Here is a 15,936-nt window from a genome sequence, read left to right as displayed (position 1 = left end):
CTCTCTCCTCAGAAGCCGCTCGGCGCTTGTTTATGCCAGTCGGTGACTTGCTGGTACTGGTGCGCGACGTTGAGCAGGCGGCTTTCCTGGAAATAAGGGGCCAGCAGCTGCACGCCCACCGGCAGACCGTCGATGAAGCCGGCCGGCATCGACAGACCCGGAATGCCCGCGAGGTTGGCGGTGATGGTGTAGATGTCTTCGAGATAGGCCGAGACCGGGTCGGCGTTCTTCTCGCCGAGCTTCCAGGCCAGGTTCGGCGTGGTCGGGCCGAGGATCACGTCGACCTCGTCGAAGGCGCTGACGAAGTCGTTCTTGATCAACCGGCGAATCCTTTGCGCCTTCAGGTAGTAGGCATCGTAGTACCCTGCGGACAGCGCATAGGTACCGACCATGATGCGGCGACGGACTTCGTCACCGAAGCCTTCGGCACGCGAACGCTTGTAGAGATCGGTCAGGTCGACCGGGCTTTCGCAGCGATAACCGAAGCGCACGCCATCGAAGCGTGACAGGTTGGAGGAGGCTTCGGCCGGCGCGATCACATAGTAGGAAGGAATGGCGTGCTGCATGTTCGGCAGGCTGATGTCCTTCACCGTGGCGCCGAGCTTTTTCAGCTCTTCGACCGCAGCCATGACTGCGTCGGCAATCTTGCTATCGAGCCCCTCACCGAAATACTCCTTCGGCAGGCCGACGCGCAGACCCGTCAGCGGCTTGTCCAGTGCCGCCAGGTAGTCGTCCAGCGGCTGGTCGACACTGGTGGAATCCTTCGGATCGAAACCGGCCATGGCGCCGAGCATCAAGGCGCAGTCTTCGGCTGTGCGAGCCAGCGGGCCGCCTTGGTCGAGGCTGGAGGCGTAGGCGATCATGCCCCAGCGCGAAACACGGCCGTAGGTGGGCTTGAGGCCGGTGAGGTTGGTCAGCGCCGCGGGCTGACGGATCGAACCGCCGGTGTCACTACCGGTTGCAGCAGGCAGCAAGCGTGCCGCGACGGCCGCCGCCGAACCGCCGGAGGAGCCACCTGGCACCCGGTTCAGGTCCCAGGGGTTTTTCACTGCGCCGTAGTGGCTCGACTCGTTGGCCGAGCCCATGGCGAATTCGTCCATGTTCAGCTTGCCCAGCGACACGGCTCCTGCCGCGGCCAGACGCTCGACCACAGTGGCGTCGTAGGGCGCCTGGAAGTTGTCGAGCATCTTCGAGCCGCAGCTGGTGCGGGTACCTTGCGTGCAGAACAGGTCCTTGTGGCCGATCGGCGCACCCAGGAGCGCGCCGTTTTCACCCTTGGCGCGTCGCGCGTCGGCGGCCTGAGCCTGGGCCAGTGCCTGCTCTTCGGTCACGGTGATGAAGCTGTTCAGTTGCGGATCGAATTGCTGGATGCGGCTCAGCAGCGCGCGCGTCAGCTCTTCGGCAGAAAACTGCTTGTCGCCCAGCGCGCGGGCGATCTCGGCGAGGGTCAGTTGATGCATGTCGGCGTCCTTCATTACTCGATCACCCGTGGAACCAGATAGAGGCCGTCTTCCACGGCCGGGGCGATGGCCTGGTAGGCCTCGCGCTGGTTGCTTTCGGTGACCACGTCGGCGCGCAGGCGCTGGTGGGTTTCCAGCGGATGGGCCAAGGGTTCGATGCCGGTGGTATCCACGGCCTGCATGCGATCGATCAGGCCGAGAATGTTGTTCAGGGTCTCAGTGGTGCGGGGCAGGTCGTCTTCATTCAGACCCAGGCGGGCCAGATGAGCGATCTTTTCCACCTCGGAGCGTTCAAGCGCCATCGGGATTCTCCAGCGGGAAGCGAGTCGGATATGCCTTCCGTCGGCAAAGACCGACACAAGAGCAGCAGGGTCGAGCCGCGGCGGTGGGCGTTCGAGCCCGGAAAAGCCGTCAATCTTACATGTCCGCGGCGCTTGTCGGTAGCATGGACGCGGTCTGGCGTCGGTTCGGCAGCACTGCTGTCACTGTTCGTTTTTCGCGCAGTGGCTCACGTCTGTCCGTATGCGCGCCGACGCGCGCCTTGCCCTAAGTTCGCACCATTGTTAGAGTTTGCGGCACTTTTTTCCCCACGCGTTTGCCTCAGGGCCCTTTCTCCATGTTCAAGAAACTGCGTGGCATGTTTTCCAGCGATTTGTCGATCGACCTGGGCACTGCCAATACCCTCATTTATGTGCGCGATCGCGGCATCGTCCTGAACGAGCCGTCCGTAGTTGCCATTCGTTCTCACGGCAACCAGAAAAGCGTCGTCGCGGTGGGCACCGACGCCAAACGCATGCTCGGTCGGACCCCTGGCAATATCAACGCCATCCGCCCGATGAAGGACGGTGTGATCGCCGATTTCAGCGTCTGCGAAAAGATGCTGCAGTACTTCATCAACAAGGTTCACGAGAACAGCTTTCTTCAGCCCAGTCCCCGTGTGCTGATCTGCGTTCCTTGCAAGTCCACGCAGGTCGAGCGTCGGGCGATTCGTGAGTCGGCGCTGGGTGCCGGCGCACGCGAAGTCTTCCTGATCGAAGAGCCGATGGCGGCGGCCATCGGTGCCGGTCTGCCGGTCGACGAAGCCCGCGGTTCCATGGTGGTCGATATCGGTGGCGGCACCACCGAGATCGCGCTGATCTCCCTCAACGGCGTGGTGTACGCCGAGTCGGTACGCGTAGGCGGTGACCGTTTCGACGAGTCCATCGTGACCTACGTGCGCCGCAACTACGGCAGCCTGATCGGCGAATCCACCGCCGAGCGCATCAAGCAGGAAATCGGTACCGCGTTTCCCAGCAGCGATGTGCGTGAAGTCGACGTGCGCGGCCGTAACCTGGCCGAAGGGGTGCCGCGCAGCTTTACCCTCAACTCCAACGAAGTGCTCGAAGCGCTGCAGGAGTCCTTGGCAACCATCGTCCAGGCGGTCAAGAGCGCGCTCGAACAGTCGCCTCCGGAGCTGGCGTCCGATATCGCCGAGCGTGGCCTGGTACTGACCGGCGGTGGCGCGCTGCTGCGTGACCTCGACAAGCTGCTGGCGCAGGAAACCGGTCTGCCGGTCATCGTCGCCGAAGAGCCGCTGACCTGTGTTGCTCGTGGTGGTGGTCGCGCGCTGGAGATGATGGATCGTCACGCCATGGACCTGCTGTCCACGGAGTGATCTCCAAGCGATAAGCTCCAAGCACAAGCCGACAGCAAGCCGCAGGCCTGCTCTCGGCTTGTCGCGTTAGTTTGTAGCCGGTAGCTGCGAGGACCCGCCCATCAAGCCTCTATTCACCAAAGGACCCTTGCTCGGTGTGCGCCTGCTGGTGCTGTCCGTGCTTTGTGTCGCGCTGATGGTGGTGGATGCACGCTTCGAGACGCTCAAGCCCCTGCGCAGTCAGATGGGCCTGGTGCTGACGCCGCTCTACTGGCTGGCCGACCTGCCAGTACGCACCTGGCAGCGCGCAACCGAGCAGCTCAGCAGCAGTACCAGCCTGGTCGCCGAGAACGAAAAGCTCAAGGCCGAAGCGCTACTGATGCAGCGGCGGCTGCAGAAACTGGCGATGTTGACCGAGCAAAACGTGCGACTGCGCGAACTGCTCAACTCGGCCGCGCTGGTCGACGACAAGGTAATCGTCAGCGAGCTGATCGGCCTGGATCCGAATCCCTTTACCCATCGCATCCTGATCGACAAGGGTGAGCGCGATGGCGTCTTTCTTGGGCAACCGGTACTCGATGCCAGTGGACTGATGGGGCAGGTCGTCGAGGTCATGCCTTACGCCGCGCGGGTGTTGCTGCTGACCGACGTGACCCACAGCATTCCGGTACAGGTCAACCGCAACGGCCTGCGCGCCATTGCGGTCGGCACCGGCAGCCCCGATTACCTCGAATTGCGTCATGTCGCCGAGACGGCGGACATCAAGGAAGGTGATCTGCTGGTCAGCTCCGGACTCGGGCAGCGCTTTCCCAGCGGTTATCCGGTGGCGCAGGTGACCGAGGTGGTGCGCGGCTCGGGGCAACCGTTTCTGGTCGTGCGCGCCATTCCGACCGCCATGCTCAATCGCAGCCGCTACCTGCTGCTGGTATTCAGCGATTCGCGGACGCCTGAAGAGCGTGCCGCTGCTGCGGCGCAGGCGCAGGAGTCGGCCGATCGCGAGGCTGCCGAGGCGACGGGGGAGCCGGCCGCGCCGACAGGCGAAACGCAATCGCCAGCCGCGGCACCTGCGCCGGCTGTGACGGCGCCGACGAGCGAGGAGCAGCGATGATCAGCGGACGGCTGAACAATGGCTGGGTCATCTGGCTGTCGCTGCTGCTGGCATTGCTGCTCAGCGTGGCGCCCATGCCCGAAAGCTTCGGGTTGGCACGCCCGCTCTGGCTCGGCATGTTCATCGCCTATTGGGCAATCGCTCTGCCACACCGCGGGGGTATGGGCGCGGCGTTTTTCTTCGGGCTGATGCTCGACGTACTTTCCGGCACCTTGCTGGGGCAGAACGGACTGCCGCTGATTCTGAGCATCTTCCTCGTGCTCAGCCTGCAACAGCGCCTGCGTATGTTTCCCTTGCTGCAGCAGAGCCTGGTGCTCATGGTGATTCTGGGGCTCGGCCAGCTGGTGCAGCTTTGGCTGAATACGCTGACCGGCAATCGGCCACCAACCTTGTTGTTCCTCGTCCCTGTCCCGGTCAGTGCACTGCTCTGGCCGTGGGTCTTCATCGCCTTGCAGTGGGCGCGTCGGCGCTTCAACGTCTACTGACGTGGCCAAGCCAGGCGCCGGGCTGCTTCCGAGCCCCGCCTGGATATGCGAACCTGCTCCGCACATTCGTTCCAAGGAGCCGGCATGCCCGCGTTGTTTCTCGCTTCAGCCTCCCCGCGACGCCGTGAACTGCTGACCCAGATCGGCGTTCCGTTCTCCCTTCTTGCCGTGTCCATCGATGAAACCCCTGGGGTCGCGGAAGCACCTGACGCCTATGTCCAGCGCGTGGCCCGGGAGAAGGCCTTGGCGGGCTTGGCGCAGACCGATCAGGCTTCGGCGTGTGTGCTGGGGGCGGATACCACGGTGGTGCTGGATCAACGAATCCTCGGCAAACCAGTCAACAAGGCCGACGCTCTGGCGATGCTGCAGTCGCTGTCCGGGCGCGAGCATCAGGTGATGACGGCCATCGCACTGGCCCACAACTCGGGCTGCGAGGTGCGTCTGGTCTCCAGCCGGGTGCGCTTTCGCTCGATCAGCGCGGACGAGGCCGAGCGTTACTGGGCAAGCGGTGAGCCGCAGGACAAGGCGGGCGGCTACGCGATTCAGGGTTGGGGAGCGGTCTTCGTCAGCTCGCTCGAAGGCAGTTATTCCGCGGTGGTCGGGCTGCCGCTGTGCGAAACGGCCCAGTTGCTCGACACATACGGGCTGCGTTACTGGTGTAAAAGCTCGGTATAGAGCCTGTGGCTTGGCGGCGTATGCCGTTAGAATCGAGACAGCGAGTCAGTTTGGCTGCCGTCAGGCCAGTAGAGAACAGGCGCGGCAGGCGGGACGAGGCAAAAGCAGTCGAGAGGTGCAGTTTGGACGCCATGGATGAACCTTCCACCGGGCTGGCAATGCAGGCTGTTTATGCGGCGTATTGCCGAAGCAAGCAGTTTTCCACCGCCTGGCATAACCCCTCCGCCATCAGCCGAGAACAACAATGAGCGAAGAAATTCTGATGAACATCACCCCCATGGAGTCGCGGGTGGCGGTGGTGGAGAACGGTGTCCTGCAGGAGGTGCATGTCGAGCGCACCCAGCGCCGCGGCATCGTTGGCAATATCTACAAGGGCAAGGTGGTGCGGGTGCTGCCGGGCATGCAGGCGGCCTTCGTCGACATCGGCCTGGAGCGTGCGGCCTTCATCCACGCTTCGGAAATATCCAGTCGTGAAGGGAACGCCGTTGAACCCATCAGTGCGCTGGTACATGAAGGTCAAGCGCTGGTGGTCCAGGTCACCAAGGACCCGATCGGCACCAAGGGCGCCCGGCTGACCACGCAGCTGTCGATACCGTCGCGCTATCTGGTGTACATGCCCAAGACCAGCCACGTCGGCATATCGCTGCGAATCGAGGACGAAGCCGAGCGCGACAGGCTCAAGCAGGTGGTGGCCGAGTGCATTGCTGCAGAAGGCATCAAGGAGGCCGGCGGCTTCATTCTGCGCACCGCGGCCGAGGGGGCTGGTAGCGACGAGATTCTCATGGACATCCGCTACCTGCGCCGCCTGTGGGAGCAGATCGATGGGCAGATGAAGACCGCAGGTGCGCCCTCGATCATCTATGAAGACCTGTCGCTGGCCATGCGCACCTTGCGCGACCTGGTCAATCCACGTATCGAAAAGATCCGCATCGACTCGCGGGAGAATTATCAGAAGGTCAGCCAGTTTGTCGGTGAACTGATGCCGGAGCTGAGCGAGCACCTGGAGCACTACCCGGGTGAGCGGCCGATCTTCGATCTGTATAGCGTCGAGGACGAGATCCAGAAGGCGCTCGAGCGCAAGGTCATGCTCAAGTCCGGTGGCTATCTGATCATCGATCCGGCCGAGGCGATGACCACCATCGACGTTAACACCGGCGCTTTCGTCGGGCACCGCACCCTCGAAGAAACCATCTTCAAGACCAACCTCGAATCGGCGACCGCCATCGCGCGCCAGCTGCGGCTGCGCAATATCGGCGGGATCATCATCATCGACTTCATCGATATGGAGGACGAGGAGCATCGGCGGCAGGTCTTGCGCACCTTGGAAAAGCAGCTCGAGCGTGATCACGCCAAGACCAACATCATCGGCATCACCGAGTTGGGGCTGGTGCAGATGACACGCAAGCGCACGCGTGAAAGTCTCGAGCAGGTGTTGTGCGAGCCCTGCCTTTGTTGCCAGGGGCGCGGCAAGCTGAAGACCCCGGAGACGGTCTGCTACGAAATTTTCCGCGAGATCCTGCGCGAGGCTCGCGCCTACCAGCCGGAAGGATATCGGGTGCTGGCGAATCAGAAGGTCATCGACCGCTTGCTGGACGAGGAGTCCGGCAATGTCGCCGACCTGGAAAGCTTCATCGGCCGCTCGATCAAATTCCAGGTCGAGACCATGTATTCCCAGGAACAGTATGACGTGGTGCTGCTCTGAATAAGGTCTCCCGCCGTTTCGCTGCGAGCCGCAGTGCTGCGCCAAGTCTCTCCAGACACGGCACGGGACGCAGGTGATGGTCGTTTTCGCGCCGAGTCCCGCAACGCCGCTTGGCGAGCGCTGCCGTGCAGTCGGTAGGAGCGTGCCGGTTTTCCTGCGATACGGTGGTGCTTGCCGCTCGAAAACGACCGAGCGGCGCGACTCGTGCGATCTCCATGGATGGAGTGAATGCCGCCAGTCCGCCGGACGCGGCCTGTCCGCGCGCAAGAACCGGCTCCGTCGCGGTCGCGGCGAGACAGGAACGAATCCTGGACGCATACCTGACCATCCGGGCCCGGATGAGCGGAGCGCACCGCTATGACTCGGCTCCTGGCCCTGGTGCTCGTGTTTTTGCGCCGCTGTCTCTGGCTGGGCGCGATCGGCTTGATGCTGCTTGCGCTGTACGTGAGTCTCGGCCGGCAGTTGGTGCCGTTGGTTGCCGAGTACCGTGTCGAGGTCCAGGATCAGGCGCGCACGTTGCTGAAGATGCCGGTCGAGCTCGGTAGCCTGGAGGGCCACTGGGAAGGATTTGCGCCCCGGCTAGTGGCGCACGACGTGATCCTCGGCAGTGGCGATGCGGCGATACGCCTGGACCGTCTGGCACTGGTGCCGGAAGTCCTCGGCAGCGTGCTGTCCCGCCAGCTGCAGCTCAAGACACTGACGTTTTCCGGCCTGCAGCTGAGCCTCGTGCAGAGTGCTGATGGCAAGTGGCAGGTCGAAGGGCTACCTGAGCGCAGCGATCAGCCTCCCCCCGATCTGGCGAAGCTCTTCGAGCAACTGCGCCGGGTCCAACAGGTGCAACTGCGCGATAGCCAGATTACGCTCCAGGCCCAGGCCTCAACGCCATTGACCCTGACCTATGCCAACCTGGCACTCGGTATTGCCGGTGAGCGTCTGCGCCTGGATGGGCGCGTGCTGCTGCCCGACGGCCAACCGCTGAGCATGCGTGCCCAGGCGAAGCTGCAGGTCTCGGATTGGCAGAACAGCGAGGCCGAGCTGTATCTGAGCTTGCCGCAGAGCGACTGGGCCAGCTGGCTGCCGACGAGTCTGCTTGGTGACTGGACGCTCGCGCAGCTACGCGCCGGGGGCGAGGTCTGGCTCCAGTGGCGTGAGCGCGGCCTGGCGCGTGCGGTGGCTCGGCTGAATGCGCCATCTTTGCAGGTGGGGCGCCAGCAGCAGGCCCTCGTGTCGATCGAAGACCTGGCGGTCAACGCCTACCTCGATCGTACGGACGATGGCTATCGGGTGCAGCTCGACGGCGTGGCCTTCACCTACGAAGGAACCCGCTGGCAGGACACCCGGCTGCTGCTTCAGCGGAACATTGCCGAGGACCGCTGGCGTGTGCAGGCCGATCGTCTGGCCGTAGCGCCCATCGCCGCGCTGGCTCATGCGATGTTGCCGCTGCCGGAGCAGGCGGACGACTACCTGCTGGGGTTGGCGCCGAGCGGAACCTTGCGCAACCTGCAGGTCGATTACCAACCGTCCCTGCCCGCCGAGGAGCGGCTGACCTTCGCCGCCAATCTCGATGCGGTTGGCATCGCCGCACACCACTGGATACCCGCCGTGCGCAACGTCAGCGGTGCGGTACGGGGCAACCTCGGCGGCGGGGAGCTGCGTTTCGATAACCGCGATTTCGCCCTTCACCTGGCCGAGCTGTTCCCCAAACCCTGGGAGTACCATCGAGCCCGCGGCCGCCTGCGCTGGACGCTGGATGAGCAGGCGGTCACGCTCGCGGCGCCTTATCTGCAGGTCGAGGGCGAGGAGGGGCAGATCGCAGGGGATTTCCTGATCCGCCTGATGCGCGATCCGGCTGCCGAGGACTACATGGATCTGCGCGTCGGGCTCAGCAATGGCGATGCGCGCTTTACCGAGAAGTATCTGCCGACGCGCTCGCCTGCATTGAGTCCGGCGTTGAGCGAATGGCTGCTGGCGGCGATTCGTGGCGGTAGCGTCGAGCAGGGCTATTTCGAATATCAGGGTGCCCTGAGCAAAGATGCCGAGGCGGCCGCTCGCAGCTTGAGCCTTTACTTCAAAGTGAAGGACGCCGAGCTTGCCTTTCAGCCCGGATGGCCGGTACTGCGCGAAGGGCGCGGCGAGGTGCTGATCGAACACACGGGCGTGCGAGTGCGCCTGGCCGAGGCCCGTATGCTCGACAGTCAGGTGCATGACGTCCTTGCCGAGATCCCTCACGGGCATGGCGGGCAGCCACCGCGGCTGGCTATCGAAGGACAGGTAGACGGTCATCTGCGCGATGCCTTGAGCCTGATGCAGGTGGCGCCGATCGGTACGGGCGAACTGTTCGCCGGTTGGCGCGGCGACGGTCCGTTAAACGGGACCCTCCATCTGGACATTCCGCTGGCCAAGGGTGAGCGGCCCGTGGTGGTCGCCGATTTTGCCAGTCGCGAGGCCTCATTGTTCATCCCGCAGGCAGAGCTGCAGCTCGAGGCGCTGGGCGGCGAGTTCCGCTATGACAGCGAACGGGGATTTAGCAGCAAGGCATTCAACGCGCGCGCCCTGGGCAGTTCGGTGCAGGGCAGCGCCGTCGCGCTGGGGGCAGCGGGAGAGCCATCCTCGCGAATCGAGGCGTCTGCGGTCGTGCCGCTGAAACAGCTGTTGAGCTGGCGAAAAATCGAACAGCCGCTGCCGGCGTCCGGAACGCTGCCGCTGCGGATGAAGCTGTTTCTCAGCCGTGCCGAAAACAACTTGCAGGTGGATTCCTCCTTGCTGGGGACCGAACTGGCCCTTCCGGCGCCGTTTGGCAAAACCGCTGACGAGCGGCGCGACACGACACTGCGCATGACCCTGGGCGGCGAGCGCCAGCAATTGACTGTCAGGCATAGCGCATTGGCGGCGCTGAGCTTCGTCGCGCCCAGTGGCAGTTGGTCCGAGGGCAGTGGTGAGCTGGTACTGGGCGGCGCGGCGGCGAACCTGCGCAGCGCGCCGGGCCTCAGCGTGCGCGGCCGGGTGTCGCGCTTCGATCTGGGCGAATGGCAAGCGCTGCTGCAAACCTACGGCGAGCGCTCGGCGAACGAGGCGGGCGCTTCGCTTGTGCGTCAGGTCAAGCTGGACATCGGTACCTTCGAAGGCTTCGGCACTCGCATCGACAACCTGGGTGTCGACCTGCGACGTCTTCCAGCCGGTTGGTCGCTCGGCCTGGACAGCGCGACAGTGGCCGGCTCCGTCGAGCTCCCGGATGCCAGCGGCGAAGCCATCGTGCTGAACCTGTCGCGCGTGCGCTTGCCCGCCGCAAACACCGACGAAACGCAAGCTCCGCCTCGCGACGCCCTGGCTGCTGTCGATCCGAAGGAGCTTCCGGCGATGAATATCGCCGTGGCTGAAGTCCTGCGCGGTGACGAGCTGCTGGGCGCAGGGTCGTTCACCATGCGGCCGAATGCCGAGGGTGTGGGCTTCTCCGATGTCGACCTGAACCTCAAAGGCTTGAAGATTAGGGGCGATGGCGGTTGGAGCGCTTCGCGCAGCTGGTACAAGGGCCGACTGGAGGGCGCGAATGTCGCTGACGTGTTGCTGGCCTGGGGATTCGCGCCCTCGACCTCCAGCCAGGATTTCCGCCTGGACGTCGACGGCAGCTGGCCCGGTTCGCCAGCGTTCTTCGCCCTGAACCGACTGTCCGGCACGCTCGATGCCCGACTGCGCAAGGGTCAGTTACGTGAAGTGGATGGCGGGGCGCAGGCGCTGCGGGTCTTCGGCCTGCTCAATTTCGACTCCATCGGCCGACGCTTGCGCCTGGATTTCTCCGATCTGTTCAGCAAGGGGCTGAGCTACGATCGGATCAAGGCCGAACTGCAGGCAACCGATGGCGTGTACGTGACGTCGCAACCGCTGACGGTGGCGGGGCCTTCCAGCAATCTTGAACTCAATGGCCGCCTGGACCTGGTAAACGACCAGATCGATGCCAAGCTGCTGGTGACACTGCCCGTCAGCAACAACTTGCCGTTGGCCGCGCTGATCGTGGGCGCACCGGCCATCGGTGGCGCATTGTTCGTCGTCGATAAGCTGCTGGGCGACAAGGTGGCTCGCTTCGCAACCGTGCAGTACAAGGTCCAGGGACCTTGGCAGTCGCCAAAAATCACCTTCGACAAACCCTTCGAGAAGCCCAACTGAGCATCAATCTGCCGGTGGCCAGCGTGCCCCAGAGGTAGCCAAGCATGACCTTAGCCGTCATTCAGATGGTCAGCCAGACCGACATCCAGGCGAACCTCGCCGCCGCCCGGCGACTGCTCGAACAAGCGGCCGAGGCGGGCGCCCGGCTCGCTGTGTTACCCGAGAATTTCGCCGCCATGGGGCGGTCCGATGTGGCTGCTCTCGGTCGGGCGGAGGCGGAGGGCGCCGGTCCGATCCTGCCCTGGTTGAAACAGGTCGCCAACGACCTCAGGTTATGGATAGTGGCCGGCACCATTCCGTTGCCGCCCGATGACCAGCCACGGGCTAAAGTCCGGGCCTGCTCACTGCTGGTGGACGATCAGGGGCAGCGTGTCGCCCGTTACGACAAGCTGCATCTGTTCGACGCCGACGTCAGCGATGCGCGAGGACGCTATCGGGAGTCGGATGACTACGCGGCGGGTGAACAACTGGTGGTGGTCGACACGCCAGTGGGACGGTTGGGCATGACCGTCTGCTACGACCTGCGTTTCGCCGAACTCTACACGGCGTTGCGTCTGGCCGGTGCCGAGTTGATCAGCGCCCCTTCGGCCTTTACGGCGGTCACCGGTCGGGCGCATTGGGAGACACTGATCCGTGCGCGGGCCCTTGAGACGCAATGCTATATGCTGGCCGCTGCGCAGGGTGGCGAACACCCGAACGGACGGATGACCCATGGTCATTCGTCTATCGTTGATTTCTGGGGGCAGGTGTTGACCGCTCAGCCAACCGGCGAAGCAGCGCTGGTGGTCGACCGGGACTCGGCCGCACAGGCGGCGGCGCGCCAACGCATGCCGGTTCTGATGCACCGTCGGTTCACCGCCCCGCGTATTGTATCGGGCACTTTGGAGTAGATATGAGTCAATTGCTGTTACCTGTCACCGAGCGCCTGCTGTCACCCGGTGGGCTTGGCCTCGATGATCTGCCGGGATTGCTCGGCGAGTTGGCCGGGCCCGGCATCGATGCGGCTGACCTGTATTTTCAGGACCAGGTCACCGAGTCCTGGGTGTTGGAAGATGGCATCGTCAAGGAAGGCAGCTTCCATCTCGAGCAAGGCGTGGGCGTCCGCGCCTTGTCCGGTGAGAAAACCGGATTCGCCTATAGCAACGCAATCACTGCCGATGCCCTGCGCCAAGCCGCCGAAGCCGCCCGCTCGATTGCTCGCAGCGGCCAGCAAGGACGCGTCCAAGTGTTGTCGAAGGCTTCGTTTGGCCCGCTGTACAGCGCTGACAACCCGCTCGATGGGCTGGGGCGGGCGGAAAAGGTCGAGCTGCTCAAGCGTATCGACGTCGCCACGCGCGCGCTCGATCCGCGCATCAAACAGGTCACGGTGAGCCTCGCCGGCGTCTGGGAACACGTGCTGGTCGCCGGCCTGGACGGCGGCATGGCCGCGGACATCCGCCCGCTGGTGCGCTTCAACGTCAGTGTCATCGTCGAGCAGAACGGCCGTCGCGAGCGCGGCGGTCACGGTGGCGGTGGGCGCACCGGTTACGAATACTTTCTCAGTGAAGACCGCGCCATGGGCTACGCGCGCGAGGCGCTGCGTCAGGCCTTGGTCAACCTGGAGGCGGTTGCGGCGCCGGCCGGTACCCTGCCGGTGGTACTGGGATCTGGCTGGTCCGGCGTGCTGTTGCACGAGGCCGTCGGCCACGGCCTGGAGGGTGACTTCAATCGCAAGGGCAGTTCGGCCTACAGCGGCCGGATCGGCCAGCAGGTGGCATCCAAGCTGTGCACCATCGTCGACGACGGCACCTTGGTCAATCGCCGTGGCTCGCTGAGCGTCGATGACGAGGGGACACCGACGCAGTGCACCACGCTGATCGAGAACGGGATCCTGAAGGGGTACATCCAGGACAAGCTCAACGCCAGGTTGATGGGCGTTGCACCCACCGGCAATGGTCGGCGCGAGTCCTATGCGCATCTGCCGATGCCGCGGATGACCAACACCTACATGCTGGCAGGGGAGAGCGATCCGGAAGAAATCATCCGCTCGGTGAAGAAGGGCATCTATTGCGCCAGTCTCGGCGGCGGGCAGGTGGACATCACCAGCGGCAAGTTCGTGTTTTCCACCAGCGAAGCCTACCTGGTCGAGGACGGCCGTATCACGGCGCCGGTGAAAGGGGCCACCTTGATAGGCAACGGACCGGAGGTGATGAACAAGGTATCGATGGTTGGTACCGACCTGGCGCTGGACAGCGGTGTCGGTACCTGCGGCAAGGATGGCCAGTCCGTCCCGGTGGGTGTCGGCCAGCCAACCCTGAAGATCGACGGCATCACGGTTGGCGGGACAGGGGCGTGAGGTCTGCCGTCGTGCAGCCCTCAACCCCTGCGCGCCCGGTATCCAGCGGTGCCTGGGTTAGCGCAGCCCGCGCTGGGTTTCGTCCAGGCCGCGGATGTACTTGAATATCTTGCGGCTGGCGGCCGGAGGCTTGTTATGCGCGGCTTCGTGCTGGGCATGGCGGATCAGTCCGCGCAGGTGCTGGCGGTCGGTCTCGGGATATTCGTTGACGAATGCTTCGAGGGTCTCGTCGTTGCCGGCAATCAGGCGGTCACGCCAGCGCTCCAACGCGTGGAAGCGCTCGTTGTATTGGCGGGTGGACGCATCGAGCTGGTCGACCAGTGCCAGGATGGCGTCGGTGTCCTGGTCGCGCATCAGTTTGCCGATGTACTGCAGGTGCCGTTTACGAGCGATGTGCGCGGTGTGCTTGGGCGCATCGGCCAGCGCCTCGCGCAGGGCGTCGGTGAGCGGGAGGCGGTCTAGCACGTCGGGCTTGAACGTGGTGAGGCGCTCACCCAGCTCCTGAAGGGCGTGCAGCTCACGCTTGACCTGGGTTTTGCTTTTTTCCTCGAAGCCGTCGAGATCGGAAATATCAGACATGGGACTGGTCCAGTTGGAAACGTCGCCATGATAACAGCAGCCCCGCGGCGCAGCTCAGTCGAGCATCAGGGGCTGCGGCAAGATCGAATCAGTTGGAGTGTTTATGAGTGAAGTCGAGGGGATCGGGCCGAATGCGCTGCCCGGATTGCGCGAGAAAATCTCGAGAATCATAGAGGAGGCCAGCCGCCAGGGTGCCAGCGCCTGCGAAGTGTCCGTGTCGATGGAGCAGGGCCTGTCGACCACTGTCCGCCAGCGTGAAGTGGAAACGGTTGAATTCAACCGCGATCAGGGCTTCGGTATCACGCTCTACGTTGGCCAGCGCAAAGGCTCAGCCAGTACGACCGGCAGCGGCGAGGACGCGATTCGCGAGACCGTAGCGGCAGCGCTGGCGATCGCTCGACATGCCTCCGAGGATGAATACGCCGGACTCGCCGATCCGGCGCTGATGGCCAGGGATGTACCCGATCTCGACCTTTTCCACCCGTGGGATATTTCACCCGATGCGGCCGTGGAGCTGGCGCTGAGCTGCGAGGCAGCGGCTTTCGACACCGATACTCGCATCCGCAATGCTGATGGCACCAGCCTAAGCACGCACCAGGGATGTCGTGGCTATGGCAACAGCCATGGCTTCATCGGCGCCTATAGCAGCACTCGCCACAGCCTCAGCTGCGTGATGATCGCCGAGGCGGACGGTCAAATGCAGCGCGATTATCACTATGACGTCAGCCGTGTAGCCGGTGACCTGGCCTCCGCGGAATCGATTGGCAGGCGTGCCGCCGAACGTGCCGTTCGCCGGCTGGGTGCGCGGCCCGTGCCGACCTGCGATGTTCCGGTGCTGTTCTCGTCCGAGTTGGCCACCGGCTTGTTCGGTCACTTCCTCGCGGCGATCTCCGGCGGCAACCTCTATCGCAAGTCGTCGTACCTTGAAGGCGCGCTGGGGCAGACGCTGTTCCCCGAGTGGCTGAGTCTGGACGAGCGGCCGCACCTGGCGCGCGGGCTGGCCAGTTCAGCCTATGACGGCGACGGGCTGGCGACCTACGCCAAGCCGTTCGTGGAGAACGGCAAGCTGCTTTCCTATGTCCTCGGTACCTACTCTGGACGCAAGTTGGGCATGCCCAGTACCGCCAATGCCGGTGGTGTGCACAATCTCTTCGTGACCCACGGCGACGAGGACCAGGCGGCATTGATACGGCGCATGGGGCGCGGGCTGCTGGTGACCGAATTGATGGGGCAGGGCTTGAACCTGGTGACCGGTGACTATTCGCGTGGCGCCGGCGGCTTCTGGGTGGAGAACGGCGAGATTCAGTTCCCCGTACAAGAGGTCACCATCGCTGGCAACCTTCGTGACATGTTCCGCCAGATCGTGGCGGTGGGCTGCGATGTCGAGACCCGCAGCAGCATCCATACCGGCTCGGTGTTGATCGAGCGCATGAAGGTGGCGGGGCAGTAACGGCGTAGCGGGGGCGTTAGGCATGGGCTCGGCGGTGTTTACTTCGCCGCCGGAGCGCTGCCTTGGCGTCCTTTATTCCCCCTCTTCGAAGTAGTCCTCGATCAGGGCGATCAGCGCGCTAAGCGCCTCGTGATCCTGTTCGCCCTGAGCGTGCAGGTGCAGGGTGGTTCCTTTGCTGGCGGCGAGCATCATGACGGCCATGATGCTCTTGCCGTCGATGAGGCTTGCAGGGCAACGCCCGACGCGAATGTCACAGGGGAAGCGGTTGGCGACCCCGACGAATTTCGCGGCCGCACGGGCGTGCAGGCCCAGCTTGTTGATGATGGTAACTTCGCACGAAGGCATGGG

Annotated in this window: 13 protein-coding genes; 9 read left to right on the top strand and 4 right to left on the bottom strand. The window is 64.0% G+C overall.

The window, feature by feature from the left end; genetic code table 11:
• Positions 1-8 precede the first annotated feature (8 nt).
• Entirely contained in the window at positions 9-1,460 is a 1,452-nt protein-coding gene (gatA, locus tag KVO92_RS08810; RefSeq protein ID WP_217475203.1) for an Asp-tRNA(Asn)/Glu-tRNA(Gln) amidotransferase subunit GatA, read from the bottom strand.
• Between the two features lie 14 nt (positions 1,461-1,474).
• Positions 1,475-1,762 (bottom strand): Asp-tRNA(Asn)/Glu-tRNA(Gln) amidotransferase subunit GatC, encoded by a 288-nt coding sequence (gene gatC, locus KVO92_RS08805; RefSeq protein ID WP_217475202.1) that lies wholly within the window; start codon positions 1,760-1,762, stop codon positions 1,475-1,477.
• 314 nt (positions 1,763-2,076) lie between these two features.
• On the opposite strand from gatC, the gene mreB reads away from it, so the two are divergent.
• From mreB to tldD, 8 genes are all read left to right on the top strand, one after another.
• On the top strand, positions 2,077-3,114 hold the full coding sequence (mreB, locus tag KVO92_RS08800) for a rod shape-determining protein MreB (protein ID WP_025242938.1): 1,038 nt from the start codon (positions 2,077-2,079) through the stop codon (positions 3,112-3,114).
• 100 nt (positions 3,115-3,214) lie between these two features.
• Positions 3,215-4,201: a rod shape-determining protein MreC gene (gene mreC, locus KVO92_RS08795; protein WP_336512622.1), complete on the top strand. Its 987-nt coding sequence runs from the start codon at positions 3,215-3,217 to the stop codon at positions 4,199-4,201.
• On the top strand, positions 4,198-4,686 hold the full coding sequence (gene mreD, locus KVO92_RS08790; protein ID WP_217475200.1) for a rod shape-determining protein MreD: 489 nt from the start codon (positions 4,198-4,200) through the stop codon (positions 4,684-4,686). The genes mreC and mreD overlap by 4 nt, the downstream gene beginning before the upstream one ends.
• Before the next feature lie 84 nt (positions 4,687-4,770).
• The gene (locus KVO92_RS08785) at positions 4,771-5,361 is read left to right on the top strand and encodes a Maf family protein (RefSeq protein WP_217475199.1); all 591 of its coding nucleotides are present in this window, start codon (positions 4,771-4,773) and stop codon (positions 5,359-5,361) included.
• A gap of 244 nt (positions 5,362-5,605) precedes the next feature.
• A complete protein-coding gene (gene rng, locus KVO92_RS08780) occupies positions 5,606-7,063 on the top strand; it encodes a ribonuclease G (RefSeq protein WP_102852997.1) in 1,458 nt (485 codons plus the stop codon).
• Positions 7,064-7,420: 357 nt separating this feature from the next.
• Positions 7,421-11,224: a YhdP family protein gene (locus tag KVO92_RS08775; protein WP_217475198.1), complete on the top strand. Its 3,804-nt coding sequence runs from the start codon at positions 7,421-7,423 to the stop codon at positions 11,222-11,224.
• Between the two features lie 44 nt (positions 11,225-11,268).
• Positions 11,269-12,114, top strand: a complete 846-nt coding sequence (locus tag KVO92_RS08770; RefSeq protein WP_217475197.1) for a carbon-nitrogen hydrolase family protein — start codon at positions 11,269-11,271, stop codon at positions 12,112-12,114.
• Positions 12,115-12,116: 2 nt separating this feature from the next.
• A complete protein-coding gene (gene tldD / locus KVO92_RS08765) occupies positions 12,117-13,559 on the top strand; it encodes a metalloprotease TldD (RefSeq protein WP_217475196.1) in 1,443 nt (480 codons plus the stop codon).
• Positions 13,560-13,616: 57 nt separating this feature from the next.
• Here tldD and yjgA read toward each other — a convergent pair whose 3' ends face one another.
• Positions 13,617-14,138 carry a ribosome biogenesis factor YjgA gene (gene yjgA, locus KVO92_RS08760; RefSeq protein ID WP_217475195.1) on the bottom strand — a complete coding sequence of 174 codons (522 nt, stop codon included), beginning with the start codon at positions 14,136-14,138 and terminating at the stop codon, positions 13,617-13,619.
• 103 nt (positions 14,139-14,241) lie between these two features.
• Here yjgA and pmbA point away from each other — a divergent pair, with 103 nt between their 5' ends.
• Entirely contained in the window at positions 14,242-15,588 is a 1,347-nt protein-coding gene (pmbA, locus tag KVO92_RS08755) for a metalloprotease PmbA (protein WP_217475194.1), read from the top strand.
• Between the two features lie 72 nt (positions 15,589-15,660).
• On the opposite strand, the gene KVO92_RS08750 is transcribed toward pmbA, so the two are convergent.
• Entirely contained in the window at positions 15,661-15,933 is a 273-nt protein-coding gene (locus KVO92_RS08750) for an HPr family phosphocarrier protein (RefSeq protein WP_217475193.1), read from the bottom strand.
• Positions 15,934-15,936: the final 3 nt, after the last annotated feature.

The organism is Stutzerimonas stutzeri (assembly GCF_019090095.1).
In the GTDB taxonomy this organism is placed as follows: Bacteria; Pseudomonadota; Gammaproteobacteria; order Pseudomonadales; family Pseudomonadaceae; genus Stutzerimonas; species Stutzerimonas stutzeri_AN.
Note: the sequence above shows the minus strand (reverse complement) of the source record. Positions and strands in the feature narration are given on the sequence as shown.